15 protein-coding genes are annotated in these 16,188 nt (G+C 40.0%); 14 read left to right on the top strand and 1 reads right to left on the bottom strand.

Features of this window, described 5'->3' with window-relative positions; all coding sequences use genetic code 11:
* Window positions 1-138: 138 nt before the first annotated feature.
* The 12 genes from coaBC to spoVM all read left to right on the top strand — a co-directional run bounded on the left by coaBC (window position 139) and on the right by spoVM (window position 13,368).
* Window positions 139-1,362: a bifunctional phosphopantothenoylcysteine decarboxylase/phosphopantothenate--cysteine ligase CoaBC gene (coaBC, locus tag V7266_RS09265; RefSeq protein ID WP_335467602.1), complete on the top strand. Its 1,224-nt coding sequence runs from the start codon at window positions 139-141 to the stop codon at window positions 1,360-1,362.
* Window positions 1,349-3,760 (top strand): primosomal protein N', encoded by a 2,412-nt coding sequence (priA, locus tag V7266_RS09260; protein WP_335467601.1) that lies wholly within the window; start codon window positions 1,349-1,351, stop codon window positions 3,758-3,760. Before coaBC ends, priA begins: the two co-directional genes overlap by 14 nt.
* Before the next feature lie 210 nt (window positions 3,761-3,970).
* Window positions 3,971-4,456, top strand: a complete 486-nt coding sequence (gene def, locus V7266_RS09255) for a peptide deformylase (RefSeq protein ID WP_335467600.1) — start codon at window positions 3,971-3,973, stop codon at window positions 4,454-4,456.
* Window positions 4,453-5,394 carry a methionyl-tRNA formyltransferase gene (gene fmt, locus V7266_RS09250; protein WP_335467599.1) on the top strand — a complete coding sequence of 314 codons (942 nt, stop codon included), beginning with the start codon at window positions 4,453-4,455 and terminating at the stop codon, window positions 5,392-5,394. Before def ends, fmt begins: the two co-directional genes overlap by 4 nt.
* Before the next feature lies 1 nt (window position 5,395).
* Window positions 5,396-6,742, top strand: a complete 1,347-nt coding sequence (gene rsmB / locus V7266_RS09245) for a 16S rRNA (cytosine(967)-C(5))-methyltransferase RsmB (RefSeq protein ID WP_335467598.1) — start codon at window positions 5,396-5,398, stop codon at window positions 6,740-6,742.
* A gap of 44 nt (window positions 6,743-6,786) precedes the next feature.
* Complete coding sequence (gene rlmN, locus V7266_RS09240; RefSeq protein WP_335467597.1) at window positions 6,787-7,878, top strand: 23S rRNA (adenine(2503)-C(2))-methyltransferase RlmN; 1,092 nt, start codon at window positions 6,787-6,789, stop codon at window positions 7,876-7,878.
* A gap of 4 nt (window positions 7,879-7,882) precedes the next feature.
* Window positions 7,883-8,635 (top strand): Stp1/IreP family PP2C-type Ser/Thr phosphatase, encoded by a 753-nt coding sequence (locus tag V7266_RS09235; protein ID WP_335467596.1) that lies wholly within the window; start codon window positions 7,883-7,885, stop codon window positions 8,633-8,635.
* Complete coding sequence (pknB, locus tag V7266_RS09230) at window positions 8,636-10,708, top strand: Stk1 family PASTA domain-containing Ser/Thr kinase (RefSeq protein WP_335467595.1); 2,073 nt, start codon at window positions 8,636-8,638, stop codon at window positions 10,706-10,708.
* 93 nt (window positions 10,709-10,801) lie between these two features.
* Window positions 10,802-11,683 carry a ribosome small subunit-dependent GTPase A gene (rsgA, locus tag V7266_RS09225; protein ID WP_335467594.1) on the top strand — a complete coding sequence of 294 codons (882 nt, stop codon included), beginning with the start codon at window positions 10,802-10,804 and terminating at the stop codon, window positions 11,681-11,683.
* Between the two features lies 1 nt (window position 11,684).
* Window positions 11,685-12,329, top strand: coding sequence for a ribulose-phosphate 3-epimerase (rpe, locus tag V7266_RS09220; protein ID WP_335467593.1), 645 nt, complete (start codon window positions 11,685-11,687; stop codon window positions 12,327-12,329).
* A 205-nt stretch (window positions 12,330-12,534) separates the two neighbouring features.
* Window positions 12,535-13,182 (top strand): thiamine diphosphokinase, encoded by a 648-nt coding sequence (locus V7266_RS09215; RefSeq protein ID WP_335467592.1) that lies wholly within the window; start codon window positions 12,535-12,537, stop codon window positions 13,180-13,182.
* Between the two features lie 102 nt (window positions 13,183-13,284).
* Window positions 13,285-13,368 carry a stage V sporulation protein SpoVM gene (gene spoVM, locus V7266_RS09210; RefSeq protein ID WP_098528769.1) on the top strand — a complete coding sequence of 28 codons (84 nt, stop codon included), beginning with the start codon at window positions 13,285-13,287 and terminating at the stop codon, window positions 13,366-13,368.
* 165 nt (window positions 13,369-13,533) lie between these two features.
* Here the strand turns inward: spoVM and rpmB are convergent, their stop codons facing one another.
* Entirely contained in the window at window positions 13,534-13,722 is a 189-nt protein-coding gene (gene rpmB / locus V7266_RS09205; RefSeq protein WP_053475625.1) for a 50S ribosomal protein L28, read from the bottom strand.
* 285 nt (window positions 13,723-14,007) lie between these two features.
* Here rpmB and V7266_RS09200 point away from each other — a divergent pair, with 285 nt between their 5' ends.
* Window positions 14,008-14,370 carry an Asp23/Gls24 family envelope stress response protein gene (locus V7266_RS09200; protein ID WP_098528767.1) on the top strand — a complete coding sequence of 121 codons (363 nt, stop codon included), beginning with the start codon at window positions 14,008-14,010 and terminating at the stop codon, window positions 14,368-14,370.
* A gap of 15 nt (window positions 14,371-14,385) precedes the next feature.
* Window positions 14,386-16,068, top strand: a complete 1,683-nt coding sequence (locus V7266_RS09195; RefSeq protein ID WP_335467591.1) for a DAK2 domain-containing protein — start codon at window positions 14,386-14,388, stop codon at window positions 16,066-16,068.
* The last annotated feature ends 120 nt before the right edge of the window (window positions 16,069-16,188 follow it).

The following is a 16,188-nucleotide window of genomic DNA, read 5'->3' as shown; positions in this document are numbered from 1 at the left end:
CGGAAATCAACATTTAAGATTAACACAGCCTTATTCTAAGTGATTCATATCATTTTTAATTAGGAAATAGATGAAAAAAAGGATATTTTCTAGCATAATAAAAGTAAAAAGTAATGGACAAGAGTGGGGGCTTTAAAAATGAGTAAGGAACGGAACATCCTATTGTGTGTCACAGGAGGGATTGCTGTTTATAAAGCTGCAGCGCTTACGAGTAAGCTTGTACAAGCAAGATTTAACGTGAAGGTCATCTTAAGTGAATCGGCAGAAAAATTTGTTACTTCCTTAACCTTTCAGGCTTTATCGCGAAATGATGTGTATACCGACACTTTTGATGAGAAAAATCCCCAAGTGATTGCTCACATTGATTTGGCAGACTGGGCCGATTTAATTTTGGTTGCCCCTGCTACAGCAAATACAATTGGCAAATTAGCCAATGGAATTGCCGATAATATGATTACCACTACATTGCTTGCAGCCACTTCCCCTGTGTGGATTGCCCCTGCTATGAATGTACATATGTATGGTCATCCAGCCGTTAAAAAGAATCTTGAGGTATTGGCTGATTACGGCTGTCAATTTATTGAGCCAAGTGAAGGGTATCTTGCCTGCGGCTATGTTGGCAAAGGGCGCCTGGAAGAACCAGAAAAAATAGTGTCGCTAATTCATAACTATTTTAATCAACAGGACCGGAAAACATTACAGGGGAAAACAGTCATTGTTACGGCCGGGCCAACACGAGAAAAGATTGATCCAGTTCGTTTTATATCCAATCATTCATCAGGAAAGATGGGGTACGCGCTGGCTGAAGAGTCTGTTAAACAAGGAGCCCATGTTATATTGGTTTCAGGTCCTGTTTCACTATCTGCTCCTCAAGGGGTAGAACTCGTCAAGGTAGAGAGTGCAGAGGAAATGTACCAAGCGGTAATGAGACACTATGAAGCTGCTGATGTGGTTATCAAGACGGCAGCCGTGGCTGATTACCGTCCAAAAGTGATTTTTGATCATAAAGTAAAAAAGCAAGCAGGCGATTCAAGCATTGAGTTGGAAAGAACAAAAGATATTCTTTTTGAACTAGGACAGCGTAAAACCAAACAACTTCTAGTTGGCTTCGCGGCAGAGACGGATCAAGTTGAAGAATACGCGAAAAATAAATTAATAAAGAAAAATGCAGATATGATCGTGGCGAACAATGTAAAAGAGGAAGGTGCAGGATTTGGCACTGATACAAACATTGTTACCTTGTTTAAGCGTTCTGGGGAGATCATTAACTTGCCCCTTATGTCAAAAAAAGAAGTCTCTGTAAAAATTATTGAAGAAATTACTTCACTTTTGAAGGATCTGAAAACAAATGGAAATAGCTAGCGTAATAGTCGATGTACCGACAAAACAAACAGACCGGGCTTTCGATTATTTAATCCCTGAACAGTGGAGCGGGACCATAAAGCCCGGAATGCGGGTTATTGTCCCATTTGGTCCGAGGCAAATACAAGGCTTTGTGGTTGGTTTGAAAACCGAAACAGATGTTAATAAGCTAAGAGAGATTAATGAACCAATGGATTTAAAGCCTGTATTAAATCAGGAATTAATAGAACTTGGTAATTGGCTTACGGAGTACACTCTTTGTTTTAAAATTTTTGCCTTTCAGGTCATGCTGCCGGCAGCATTAAAAGCCAAATATGAAAAAAAAGTCAGGCTTGCAAACAAGGGGGCTGTCATGGATTTACCCTCAAAGTTGCAAGCTTTCTTTGAGAATGACGGTGAACTTGACTGGGATGAAGCCTTAAAAATGGGCTTGGGTCCTTTATTGCAGCGTGAGGCGGCAAACGGCCATTTAGAAGTTATTTATATGGTGAAAGAACGAGTAAAGAAAAAACTCCGGAAGTTTGTTCGGCCAACTGTCAGTCATTGTGAATTAGAAGAGGCGCTCCAAACCATTCCCGCTAAGGCTGAAAAGCAAAGGCAAATTTTGCAGTATTTTCTAGAGCATAGTGATGAAGTTGAATTAAAAATTTTGATTGATGAGCTGAATACTTCAGGATCGACCATCAAAGCCCTAATTGAAAAAAAATTATTGGTGGAGTTTGACAAGGAAGTATACCGTGACCCCTTTGCCCATCGAACGTTTGAGCGGACTAAACCGCTGCCATTAACAGATGCGCAAGCGCAGGCGATCGGGCCAATTCTACATTCTATTGAACAAGATCGGCATGAGGTGTTTTTATTATATGGAGTGACTGGGAGCGGAAAAACGGAAATTTACTTGCAATCCATCCAAGAAGTGATTGAAAAAGGGCAAGAAGCGATTGTTCTAGTACCAGAAATTGCTCTCACACCGCAAATGGTCCATCGTTTTAAAGGAAGATTTGGTAATTTAGTGGCTGTTTTACACAGCGGTTTATCGGCAGGGGAAAAGTATGATGAATGGCGTAAAATCCAACGCAAGGAAGTAAAAGTAGTTGTCGGAGCACGATCGGCCATTTTTGCCCCTTTTGAAGATATTGGTATCATCATTATTGATGAAGAGCACGAAACCAGCTATAAGCAGGAAGAGATGCCCCGATATCATGCTAGAGATGTGGCAATTAAGAGAGCAAAAACGTATAACTGTCCAGTCGTTCTTGGAAGTGCTACCCCTTCGCTAGAGTCTTTTGCAAGAGCCCAAAAGAAGGTATATCAACTATTATCATTACCGAACCGAATGAACAACCAGGAGCTTCCTGCTGTTGAGATCATTGATATGCGTGAAGAGCTTCGGGACGGCAATCGGTCCATGTTCTCCCGAAAACTTTTTGAACTGCTTCAGGATCGGCTCGAAAAGAAACAGCAATCTGTTTTATTTTTAAATAAGCGGGGACACTCATCATTTGTGATGTGCAGAGACTGCGGTTATGTGGTGAACTGTCCAAATTGTGATATTTCCCTTACCTATCATCGTGTAAATGAACAGATGAAATGTCATTACTGCGGCTATGAAAGCACTGTACCAAAGAATTGTCCTGAATGTAATAGTGAATACATCCGTTATTTTGGCACAGGAACACAAAAAGTGGAAGAAGAATTAGGGAAGATTCTTCCGGAAGCAAGAGTCATTCGCATGGACGTTGATACCACAGGCCGTAAAGGGGCACATGAGAGGCTTCTCAGTGATTTTAAAGATGGAAAAGCCGATATTTTACTAGGGACACAAATGATTGCCAAAGGCTTGGATTTTCCCAATATCACCCTAGTTGGCGTCCTTTCAGCAGATACGATGCTCCATTTACCTGATTTCCGCGCTTCAGAAAAAACATTTCAATTATTGACACAGGTTAGCGGCAGGGCGGGAAGACATCAGCTGCCCGGTGAAGTCGTCATTCAAACCTATACACCGGAACACTATAGTATTGAGCTAGCGGGTCGTCAAGACTATGATTTATTTTATCAGAGGGAAATGTTAATTCGAAAGCTTCATCATTATCCCCCATTCTATTATCTGGCCCTAATAACGGTAAGTCATGAAAACCTGATTAAAGTCGTTTCGGCAACAGAGAAAATGGTCAACTATGTACGCTCACAAATTTCAGATAAAGCCGTTGTTTTAGGGCCAGCGGCCTCATCCATTCCTAGGATAAATAATAGATATCGTTATCAATGTTTGATAAAATACAAGCGGGAACCGAACCTTACTAAAACGCTTAAAACGATTCTCGATCAATATCAGAAAGATGCGAGAAGCGGTTTGCTGGTTTCAATAGATGTCAATCCGGTTATTTTAATGTAGCCATTTCTCAAAATACGTTTGGAATAGGTTATGAAATTTGTTTTTGGGTGAAAATGATAACAAAAAAGCTACAACCATAGGCGCTGTAGCTAGACAAACAAAAAAAGCTGAGCGCCTCCCGCACCCAGCCGCTGCAGCTGGACATTTCTCGAAGATTAATAATATAAAAATATACAGCTTAACCAGCTTTGAAATAATGGAGGAACAAAATTGGCAATAAGAAAAATAGTGTTTCACCCTGCTGAGATTCTGGAGAAATCATGCCAAGCAGTAGTGAAATTTGATAAAAAATTAACACGTATTTTAGATGATATGTATGATACGATGATTGAATATGATGGGGTAGGACTTGCTGCGCCGCAAATTGGACTTGATGCCAGAATAGCAATTGTAGATATAGATGATGAACTCGGCACAATAGAAATGATTAATCCGCGCATTATCGAAACATCTGGAGAACAAACAGATCCAGAAGGCTGTCTTAGTTTTCCCGGATTGTATGGCGAGGTGACTCGGCCAAATTATGTGAAGATCGAAGCACTTGATCGAAAAGGAAGAGAATATACACTTGAGGCTGAAGGTTTCTTAGCCAGAGCCGTTCAGCATGAAATTGATCATCTAGACGGTATTCTTTTTACCACAAAGGTTTCCCGATATCTTGAGGAAGATGAGTTAAAAGGAGTAGAAAGTGAATGACCAAAATCGTTTTTATGGGTACCCCGGATTTTTCAGTGAATGTTTTACAGCAAATCATTAAGGATGGTTATGAAGTGATTGGGGTAGTAACCCAGCCTGACCGGCCAGTAGGGCGAAAGAAAGTTTTAACACCTCCACCTGTAAAGGTAGAAGCAGTCAAACATGGAATCCCTGTCTATCAACCAGAAAAAATCCGCCAGGAAGAGGAACTCAGAAAAATTCTAGCTCTAGAGCCGGATTTAATTGTTACGGCTGCTTTTGGGCAAATTTTACCTAAGGAGTTATTAGAGGCTCCAAAATTCGGCTGCATAAATGTACATGCTTCATTACTGCCTGAACTTCGCGGCGGCGCGCCTATCCATTATGCTATTATGCAAGGGAAAAAGAAGACCGGCGTCACCATTATGTATATGGTCGAAAAATTAGATGCTGGTGATATCTTAACTAGCGTAGAAGTACCGATTAGTGAAAATGATAATGTTGGGACACTTTTTGAAAAGTTAAGTGAAGCGGGGGCTAAATTGTTATCGGAAACTCTGCCTCTTTTACTGGCGGGCCGACTTACACCCAAGCCCCAAAATGAGGCGGAGGCTACTTTTGCCACCAACATTAAACGTGAACAGGAAAAGATTGAGTGGGAGAAATCGGGAGAGGAAATATACAACCATATCCGTGGTTTAAACCCGTGGCCAGTCGCTTTTACGACCATGGAGGGTCAGGTTTTAAAGATTTGGAAGTCCGAAAAAGTTACTGGCATAAAGGGTGACCCCGGAACGATTTTAAAAATAGAATCAGATGGCTTTACCGTTGGAACTGGAAATGAAACAGCCATTAAAATAATTGAACTACAGCCCTCGGGTAAAACAAAAATGCTAAGTGAACAATTTTTAAGAGGTGCTGGTTCAAAAATTACATTGGGCAGCAAGCTGGGAGAATAAGATGACCTCTACGAAAAAAAATGTACGTGCAATCGCTATGGATCTTTTAGTGACCATTGAGAAAAACCAATCATATAGCAATTTACTTCTAAACAGCACAATTGAAAAGAACCAATTGTCCGCTGTGGATGTTGGGCTATTAACCGAGCTGACGTATGGAACTTTGCAGCGTCGAATGGCACTTGACTTTTACTTAACACCTTTTATTAAAGACAATAAAAAATTAGCCAACTGGATCCATCATTTACTTAGATTAACGCTCTATCAAATGATTTATCTCGATCGAATTCCAGATCGGGCTGCTATTTATGAAGCAGTAGAAATTGCAAAAGAACGCGGACATAAAGGGATTGCCAGTTTAGTGAATGGCGTGCTAAGAAATATCCAGCGGCAAGGACTCCCTTCCTTAAATGATGTGTCCGACCCTATTGAAAGATTAGCGCTTGAAACCAGCCACCCGCTTTGGCTGGTTTCAAGATGGGTAAACCAATTTGGTTATGATAAGACGAGAGAAATGTGTGAGATTAATTTAACCGCTCCAATGCAAACTGCAAGGATTAACCTTACGAAAATTTCTAGAGATGAATGTGTTGCCCTTTTGGAAGAGGATGGATTCCAGATTGAAAAAAGTCCAGTTATCCCTGAAGCGATTAGGGCGCTAAAAGGGAACCTCGCCTCTACGATCGCGTTTAACTATGGAATGTTCACAATCCAAGATGAGAGTTCGATGCTTGCTGCTTATGCATTGGGTGCAAGGGAAGATGAATATATTCTCGATGCATGTGCTGCGCCGGGCGGGAAAAGTACCCATATTGCTGAAAAAATGAATAATACGGGTGAAGTGATATCGGTTGACCTTCATCAGCACAAAGTAAGATTAATCAATGATAATGCCAAGCGATTAGGGTTAACAAATATTATTACAAGTGTTGCGGATTCTAGACATCTACAGGAAAAGTTCAAGCTTGAATCATTCGATCGAATTCTCCTCGATGCCCCATGTTCTGGACTTGGGGTAATGAGAAGAAAACCTGACATGAAATATACAAAAACGGAACAAGACATAGAACGTTTAAGCAGTATTCAACAAACCCTTTTAGAGTCGGTTACTCCGCTTCTAAAAAAAGGCGGTATTCTTGTTTATAGTACCTGTACAGTAGATAAAGGTGAAAATGAACATACCGTTAAAACATTCTTAGAAAATCATCCGGAGTTTGAAGGTGATACCACTTTTAAAAGCAGGATGCCTGAAGCCATTCAACCATTAATTACAGGTTACGACCTACAAATTTTCCCGCAAGATATTGGCTCCGATGGGTTTTATATCGCAGTTTTAAAAAAAGCGTAGGCCCCTGGGCGCTGAAGCTAGACATTAGAAAGAAGGTGTTACAGTTGGAACAATTAAATACAACTGAGACAAAAACAACAATGGACATGAAGAAGAAATCAATCTACTCTCTTCAGCTTGAAGAATTAAAAAACTGGTTGTCAGAGAATGGCGAAAAGTCATTCCGGGCCGAACAAATTTTCGATTGGCTCTATAAAAAGAGAATTACTTCTTTCGAAGATATGAGCAATCTATCAAAGGGCTTGCGAGATAAGCTTGATGGTCATTTTCAGATTACCACACTGAATACCATCATTCAGCAAACTTCTACAGATGGAACCATTAAATTCTTATTTGAACTTCATGATGGCTACTCAATTGAAACGGTGCTTATGCGCCATGATTATGGTAATTCTGTTTGCGTTACTACACAGGTAGGATGCCGAATCGGTTGTACCTTTTGTGCTTCGACCCTTGGCGGTTTGAAAAGACACTTAGAAGCAGGCGAAATTGTTGCTCAAGTTGTCAAAGTCCAACAGGCCTTGGATGAAACAGACGAGCGGGTGGACTCTGTGGTCATCATGGGGATTGGCGAGCCGTTTGATAATTACGATAACATGTTAGCCTTTTTAAAAATCATTAATCACGACAAATCTTTGAATATTGGGGCGCGTCATATTACCGTTTCGACCAGTGGAATCGTTCCAAAAATCTATCAATTTGCAGATGAAAACACACAAATAAATTTTGCCATTTCACTTCATGCACCAAACACCGAACTTCGTTCTAGATTAATGCCGATTAATAAGGCATACAAACTTAATGACTTAATGAAGGCAGTACGGTATTATATCGATAAGACAGGTAGACGGATTAGTTTTGAATATGGCCTTTTTGGCGGTGTAAATGATTCAACCGAGCATGCTGAAGAACTAGCAGCCCTCTTAAAAGGTTTAAAATGTCACGTAAATTTAATTCCTGTTAATTATGTACCAGAAAGAGATTATGTTCGTACACCAAGGGATAAAATTTTTGCTTTTGAAAAAACCTTAAAAGACTTAGGAATTAATGTAACAATCCGCCGAGAGCAGGGATCAGATATTGCTGCAGCATGTGGACAACTTCGTGCAAAGGAGCGGAAGGAAGAGACGAGGTGAAAGGATGAAAGCAGTATTTCAGACAGATAGAGGGAAAGTGCGACTTCATAATGAAGATGCAGGTGGTGTATTTAAAAATAAGGACGGTTACCGCCTTGCCATTGTAGCTGATGGGATGGGCGGCCACCGTGCTGGTGACGTAGCGAGTGAAATGACAATCGATGCATTAAAAGCAGAATGGGAAGCATCCAGCGGGATTAAAACGGCTGGTGATGCTGAGAGCTGGCTTAAGAAGCAAATTAACAAAGTTAATCTATTATTACTTGACCATGCAACCAATAATTCTGAATGTGACGGGATGGGGACAACAATTGTTGCCGCGATAACTACGGACACTTTTGCGACGATTGCCAATATTGGTGACAGCAGAGGTTATTTGTTGAACGAATCCGGCTATAAACAAATAACGGAAGACCATTCCCTAGTCAATGAACTTGTAAGATCTGGACAAATATCAAAAGAGGATGCTGAACATCATCCAAGAAAGAATGTCCTATTGCGTGCCTTAGGGACGGAAAAAACAGTCGAAATGGATATAAAAACAATCATTTTTGAAGAAGCAGACATCCTTTTACTTTGTTCCGATGGTCTTTCTAATAAAATCAATGAATCAGAGATGATGGAAATACTGCAAAATGATGAAAATTTACAACAAAAAGCAGACACACTTATCTCACTTGCAAATGAAAATGGTGGAGAGGATAACATTACACTGGCTATTGTCGAGTTTTCTGAAACACGCGAGGATGATGTTTAGATGTTGATTGGAAAAAGATTAAGTGGCCGCTATAAAATTTTGGATATGATTGGCGGAGGAGGCATGGCAAATGTCTATCTAGCCCATGATATGATCCTTGACCGTGATGTTGCAGTGAAGATGCTGCGGCTGGATTTTGCCAATGATGAAGAATTTATCCGCAGATTCCGGAGAGAAGCACAATCAGCTACAAGTCTTGCACATCCCAATATTGTAAGTATCTATGACGTTGGCGAGGAAAATGACCTATATTATATCGTGATGGAATTTGTAGATGGTCAGACGTTGAAGCAATACATACAGCAAAATTCACCACTTAGAGTCGAGGATTCAATTGAAATCATGAGGCAGCTTACATCAGCTATTTCGCATGCGCATCAAAACCGTATTATCCATCGTGATATCAAGCCGCATAATATTTTGGTAGACCACGAAGGAAATGTTAAGATTACGGATTTTGGTATAGCGATGGCACTTAGTGCGACAAGTATCACACAGACGAATTCTGTCTTAGGGTCTGTGCACTACTTATCTCCTGAACAAGCAAGAGGGGGCATGGCCAACGGGAAGTCCGATATCTATTCATTAGGAATAGTCATGTTTGAGCTGTTGACAGGCAGGCTGCCGTTTTCTGGTGAGTCAGCAGTATCGATTGCGTTAAAACATCTTCAATCGGAAACACCTTCTGTCAGAAGATGGAATCCAAACATCCCGCAAAGTGTTGAGAATATTGTCTTAAAGGCTACCGCAAAGGACCCTTTTCATCGCTATAATAGTGTAGATGAAATGGAAGAGGATCTGCGCACAGCCCTAAGCCCTGAGCGAATGGATGAACCTAAGTTTACTATTCCAGTTGATGATGATGCTACAAAAGCAATTCCGGTTATAACCAATCATCAACCAATGAAAAATTTGGATGAAACAATGGTCCATAGTAATGAAAAAACAACGTATAATCAGAAAGATCCGTTAAATAAAGGAAACACTAACACGAAAAAACGGAAAAAATGGCCGATAGTTTTATTATCTACTTTTTTAGTACTAGTCATTCTCGGTATATTATCTTTTACCTTATTACCTCCTTTGTTGGCACCTAAAGATGTAAAGGTACCAGACTTAAGCGGTATGACCTTAGACGATGCGATTTCCAAACTCAAGCTAAAAGGATTAGCAGCCGGAAATAAAGTTGAATTAACCGATGAAGAGATAAAAGAGGGGAACGTAATAAAGACGGTGCCCGAAAGCGGTAGTACTGTTAAAGAAAATTCAAAGGTAACCATCTATGTCAGCACAGGTAAAGAGAAATATGAATTATCCGATTATGTGGGAAGGCAATATGAGGATGTTATTCGTTTACTCGAAGAGCAAGGATTTAAAGATATAAAAAAAATGGAACAAACTGATGACAGCGTACCTGGGACTATTCTTAGTCAAAACTTATCCGCTGGAGATAAAGTCGTTCCAGACGAAACGGCCCTCGAATTTGAGGTAAGTAAAGGTCCTGAAAAAATTGTTTTAAAAGATTTAACCCAATACAATTTAAAAATGGCTCAAGACTATGCTTCTTTGGTAGGTCTAACTATAGATGCTTCAGAGGAAAAATATGATGAAAATGTTCCTGCTGGAATGGTGATTTCCCAAGATCCAGCACCGGGGAAGGAATTGGAGAAAGGTGACAAAGTAAAGGTGGTCATATCAAAGGGGAAAGAAGATAAGCCGCCTAAAGAAGTGATTATTGAGTTATCCATTCCATATGAGCCAGCCATACCAGGAGAGCCAGGCCAGAAACAACTTGTGAACATATTAATCGAGGATATGAACCACAGTATGACGGAGCCTGCAGATACCTTTTATATTACGGAAAATACGAAAAAGCAAATTAAATTAATGATTCCATATGGCAAGAAGGCCGGTTATAAAGTCATTCGTGATAACAAGGTGATTATTGATGAAAATAAAAACTATTCGGATGTAGATTCAGAACCTACAACAGAATCAGCACCAGAAACAACTACTGACACAGCGACTGACACAGCGACTGACACAGCGACTGACACAACACAAAATAATTAGTATTACTCTGCCTGAATAAGATGGACAAAATTCGTGTAGATTTTAAAGGAGAAAATTAATTATTTGGTAAGTAAAAGGGCAAGGAGTGTAGCTATGCCTGAAGGGAAAATTGTCAAAGCATTAAGCGGTTTTTATTATGTTCTTTACGACGACAACCTGATTCAATGTCGCGGCCGTGGCGTTTTTCGGAAGAACAAGATCACCCCGCTAGTTGGTGATGAAGTTGTTTTTCAAGCTGAAAATGACTTAGAAGGATATATCTTAGAAGTAAAGACGCGCAAAAATGAATTGGTTCGTCCGCCTATTGCCAATGTGGATCAGGCAATCCTTGTTTTTTCAGCGGTCGAACCAGATTTTAGCACCGTGCTTTTAGATCGTTTCCTTGTCTTGGTGGAGTTTAACAGTATTGAACCATTAATTTGTATCACCAAGATGGACCTAACTAATAAAGAAGAAAAAGAGAAGATTGTAAAATATGCAGACCAATACCGGACTGCAGGGTATGAGGTAATATTAACCTCATCAGAAACAGAAACAGGGATTGAATTGCTAAATCCTCATATCGAAAATAAGATTTCAGTATTTGCCGGACAATCAGGTGTCGGAAAATCATCTTTGCTAAATGTATTAAGGCCTGACCTTGAACTAAAAACCAATGATATTTCTTCACACCTTGGAAGGGGAAAACATACGACCAGGCATGTTGAGCTAATAAAGGTAGGCAATGGGCTTATTGCTGATACACCAGGCTTTAGCTCGTTAGAGTTCAATAATATTGAAGTAGAAGATTTAACGTCTTGTTTTCCGGAAATCCAAAGGGCGAGTGAAAATTGTAAATTTCGCGGCTGTCTGCATGTGACTGAGCCAAAATGTGGTGTAAAAGCTGCTGTTGAATCTGGAGAAATCCCATCTTACCGCTATGAGCATTATGGGGATTTTTTACAGGAAATTAAAGATAGAAAGCCGAGGTATTAACATGGTGAAAATTGCACCTTCTATACTTTCAGCCGATTTTTCAAAGTTGGGGGAAGAAATTATTGCTGTTGATCAAGCGGGAGCAGATTACATCCATATTGATGTAATGGATGGCCACTTTGTTCCTAATATAACAATTGGCCCGCTTATTGTAGAGGCTGTCCGTCCGGTTACCAAGCTTCCATTGGATGTACATTTAATGATTGATAATCCTGATCAGTACATTGAAGCTTTTGCTAAGGCGGGAGCTGATTTTATTACGGTACATGTCGAGGCGTCCCGCCATCTGCATCGTACCATTCAAAGTATTAAATCATTTGGTATTAAAGCAGGTGTTGTCCTGAATCCAGCCACTCCTGTAGAATCTATTCAACATATTATTGGTGACATTGATATGGTGTTACTAATGTCTGTCAATCCGGGATTTGGGGGACAAACCTTTATTCCTGAAGTACTTCCGAAAATAAGGAAAGTCAAGGAAATGGCCGAGCAAAAAGGGCTGTCAATTGAGATAGAGATTGATGGCGGTGTTAATCCAGAAACAGCTAGACAATGCATCGAGGCGGGTGCCACTGTTCTTGTGGCTGGTTCTGCTGTCTATAATCAAGAGGATTACAAACAGGCCATTTCACAACTAAGAGGGTAAAGCCAGGCTTACAAAGCTGGCTTTTTCCTTTAAATAGATGAGATAAATGTACTTTGAAAATTGTCTAGCTTCAGCGCCTAGCCCCTCGATGGTCTACAGCCAATCTGTCCAAAAGGTTAAAAAGCAACCTTTCGGCCGGCTCGTCTTATGCTTGTCGGGGCTGATCAAGGCGCTTGCGCTTTTCTTATGTAAAGAGGGATGTTTTATGATTATCAATATACTTGCAGGGGGACCTGAGGATTTAGTCCCTGATTTAAGCCGCTATCAAGGAGATGAGACAATCTGGGTGGGCGTTGACCGGGGGGTTTTTCATCTGCTAAACCGAAACATTATCCCGGAAAAGGCATTTGGTGACTTTGATTCTGTTAGTGAAGAAGAATTATTAATGATTGAACATCAAGTAAACGGCATAAAAAAATACAAACCGGAAAAAGATGAAACCGATATGGAACTTGCCCTCAATTGGGCCCTTCAACAACAGCCTGAAAGGATCCAGCTGTTTGGCGCCACTGGTGGCAGACTTGATCATTTGCTTGCCAATGTCCAATTACTGCTGAATCCGATTAAAGTAAATAGCCCTGCCAATGTTTACTTAATTGACGAAAAAAATATTGTTTTTTTAAAAGAGGCAGGAGATTATTCCATTGAAAAAATGGCGTCTAAAAAATATATTTCGTTTGTCCCTTTAACCCTTGATGTTACTGATCTCACGCTTGAGGGCTTTAAATATCCGCTTAAAAACCGTCATATTTCCCTCGGATCCACACTATGTATTAGTAATGAACTTATTAGTGATTATGGTACTTTTTCATTTTCCAAAGGCATATTAATAGTGATAAGAAGTAACGATTAATATGCAATTCATGGTACTGATTTCGTTCGTATGAATACTATGTAAGGCGTGCGAAAAAAGTGGCTTTAAAATAGCTGTGGTAGATTTGTGAGGAGGGACAGTATGAAATTTTATACAATTAAACTGCCGAAATTCTTAGGCGGACTTGTCCGGGCGATGATTGGTGCATTTAAAAAAGGCGAATAGAAATAGACCTTTAGATTCATGGGCACCCTTCCGATTGGGTGCTTTTTATTTGCATTTTAGATCATACTAAAATGCATAGTTTAAATTGTTCTTTTTTTGTACAAAAATGTATAAGTACAATTTTGCCAAAAGAAAAAGCATCCAATAATTGGATGCTCGCATGTTTTATACGCGTTCTACTTTACCAGATCTTAACGCTCTTGCAGAAACCCAAACACGCTTAGGCTTTCCGTCAACAAGAATACGTACTTTTTGTAGGTTAGCACCCCATGTACGCTTGTTAGCGTTCATAGCGTGAGAACGTGCGTTACCAGTGGTTGTTTTTCTTCCAGTTACTACACATTTACGTGGCATAATGATTTCCCTCCTTAACTACCAAAAGCTTAGAACAGCATCTATTAGATGTTCATTTGGATATAGAAAATTGTATAAAAATTTTCTAGACTTGAGATACCTTAATAATTTATCACACAACGTACCTTAATGCAATACTTGTGTACAAACCTTTCAAGAAAAAAACCTTGACATCGATATTTATTAAATGCTCTTATAGTAACAGGCAAGTATGACTTTCAATATTGGATTGACTATAGTAAAATGGCTTTAGTCAGAGAGCAAATTCCAAAGGGGGAACGATTCATGTCCATTGAATTAAAAACAAAGTACGGACAAATTGATATTTCAAATGAAGTAATTGCAACAATTGCTGGAGGAGCTGCAATTGAATGCTATGGAATCGTCGGTATGGCCTCTAAAAATCAAATTAAAGATGGAATCACGGAAATACTACGTAAAGAAAACTTTACTCGTGGTGTGATAGTACGCCAAGAAAACGAGGCTTTACATATTGATATGTACATTATAGTCAGCTATGGAACGAAAATTTCCGAAATTGCCCACAACGTGCAATCAAAGGTTAAATACACCCTCGATCAGACTGTTGGACTTGCCGTTGACTCGGTTAATATTTACGTTCAGGGAGTTCGCGTGACGAACCCGTAGTGAGGAGGAAAGTTTGTGTCAATTACAGCATTAGATGGAAAACGTTTCGCCGAGATGGTGATTCAAGGTGCCAATCATTTGTCAGCAAACGCCAAAATGGTTGATGCCTTAAACGTTTTTCCAGTGCCCGACGGTGATACCGGTACTAATATGAATTTATCGATGACCTCCGGTGCAAAGGAAGTAAAAAATAATAACCAAGCACATATTGGGAAAGTAGGAGCAGCCCTTTCAAAAGGTTTGCTAATGGGAGCACGTGGAAATTCCGGTGTTATTCTTTCGCAATTATTCCGTGGTTTCTCGAAGGCAGTGGAGTCTAAACCGGTTATTTCTGGGAGTGATTTTGCTCATGCCCTAGAAGCAGGTGTAGAAACAGCTTATAAGGCTGTGATGAAGCCTGTCGAGGGGACCATTTTAACGGTTGCCAAAGATTCAGCTAAGAGTGCCCTTGCGGCAGCTCAAAAGTCAGAAGATATTATCTATATAATGGAAGAAGTTTTAAAAGAAGCAAAAGCATCCCTTAAACGCACACCTGATCTGCTTCCTGTCTTAAAAGAAGTAGGTGTTGTTGATAGCGGCGGACAGGGACTTGTTTTTGTATATGAAGGATTCTTAGCTCAATTAAAGGGCGAAAGTCTGCCTGAATCATCAGACTTGCTTCCGTCCATGTCGGAGTTAGTTAGTGCAGAACATCATAAGAGTGTTCAAGGACACATCAACACGGAAGATATAGTGTTTGGTTATTGTACCGAATTCATGGTTCGTTTTGAGCAGGAAAAGGTAGCCAAACATTCGTTTGATGAAAGTACCTTCCGCAATGACCTAAGTAAATATGGTGACTCATTATTGGTCATTGCCGATGATGATGTCGTTAAGGTTCATATTCATTCAGAACAGCCAGGTGAAGTGTTAACATATGGCCAACGGTATGGTAATTTGATTAACATGAAAATTGAAAATATGCGGCAGCAGCACACCAATATTGTTGGTGAAACTCACATCGCTGCAAAATCTGAAGTCAGCCAGACACCAAAAGAAATGCAGGAATATGGGATCGTTACAGTTTCAATGGGCGCAGGGATTGCTGAGTTATTTAAAAGCATCGGGGCACATGCTGTCATTGAAGGCGGGCAAACGATGAACCCAAGTACAGAGGATATTGTGAAAGCGGTTAAAGATGTCCATGCAAAAAAAGTCTTCATTTTGCCAAATAATAAAAACATCATAATGGCGGCAGAACAAGCAAAAGATGTTGCCGATGACGAGATTTACGTCATTCCTTCTAAGACGGTTCCGCAAGGGTTATCAGCTCTCCTTGCCTTTAATCCATCTGCAGCGGTAGATGAGAATGAAGCTGCAATGAAAGAAGCGTTACATCATGTCAAATCCGGGCAAATCACATTTGCTGTAAGGGATACCTCTATTGATGGCTTGGAAATTGAAAAAGATGATTTCATGGGAATCTCTGAGGGGAAAATCGTAGTAAAAAACAAAGATAAAGGAAAAGCGGCCGAGGACCTATTAGCAGAGATGCTAGATGAGGACTCTGAAATTCTTACCATTATCTACGGTGAAGATGCAACGGAAGAAGAAGTTTCGAAACTCACTTCGTTCCTTGAAGAAAATTATGAAGATGTAGAAATTGAAATTCATAATGGCGGTCAGCCATTATATTCATATATCTTTTCAATTGAATAAGAAACAGCTAAAATAGAAGGGGGGCTTTTGGTTTTCCCCTTCTTTTTATTGCTTATAAAAAAGTTGATCATTTTCCTGCGGGATGACCGTAATATATACGATAGAAGAACACTAAGGGAG

Source organism: Neobacillus drentensis (genome assembly GCF_036965645.1).
In the GTDB taxonomy this organism is placed as follows: domain Bacteria; phylum Bacillota; class Bacilli; order Bacillales; family Cytobacillaceae; genus Neobacillus; species Neobacillus drentensis_D.
Note: the sequence above shows the minus strand (reverse complement) of the source record. Positions and strands in the feature narration are given on the sequence as shown.

What these genes read in the sequence shown, in the direction of transcription:
- rsmB (WP_335467598.1), top strand. Translation starts at nt 5,396, where the DNA reads ATGACCTCTACGAAAAAAAATGTACGTGCAATCGCTATGGATCTTTTA.
- V7266_RS09235 (WP_335467596.1), top strand. Translation starts at nt 7,883, where the DNA reads ATGAAAGCAGTATTTCAGACAGATAGAGGGAAAGTGCGACTTCATAAT.
- pknB (WP_335467595.1), top strand. Translation starts at nt 8,636, where the DNA reads ATGTTGATTGGAAAAAGATTAAGTGGCCGCTATAAAATTTTGGATATG.
- rsgA (WP_335467594.1), top strand. Translation starts at nt 10,802, where the DNA reads ATGCCTGAAGGGAAAATTGTCAAAGCATTAAGCGGTTTTTATTATGTT.
- rpmB (WP_053475625.1), bottom strand. Translation starts at nt 13,722, where the DNA reads ATGCCACGTAAATGTGTAGTAACTGGAAGAAAAACAACCACTGGTAAC.
- rpe (WP_335467593.1), top strand. Translation starts at nt 11,685, where the DNA reads ATGGTGAAAATTGCACCTTCTATACTTTCAGCCGATTTTTCAAAGTTG.
- V7266_RS09200 (WP_098528767.1), top strand. Translation starts at nt 14,008, where the DNA reads ATGTCCATTGAATTAAAAACAAAGTACGGACAAATTGATATTTCAAAT.
- priA (WP_335467601.1), top strand. Translation starts at nt 1,349, where the DNA reads ATGGAAATAGCTAGCGTAATAGTCGATGTACCGACAAAACAAACAGAC.
- spoVM (WP_098528769.1), top strand. Translation starts at nt 13,285, where the DNA reads ATGAAATTTTATACAATTAAACTGCCGAAATTCTTAGGCGGACTTGTC.
- coaBC (WP_335467602.1), top strand. Translation starts at nt 139, where the DNA reads ATGAGTAAGGAACGGAACATCCTATTGTGTGTCACAGGAGGGATTGCT.
- V7266_RS09215 (WP_335467592.1), top strand. Translation starts at nt 12,535, where the DNA reads ATGATTATCAATATACTTGCAGGGGGACCTGAGGATTTAGTCCCTGAT.
- fmt (WP_335467599.1), top strand. Translation starts at nt 4,453, where the DNA reads ATGACCAAAATCGTTTTTATGGGTACCCCGGATTTTTCAGTGAATGTT.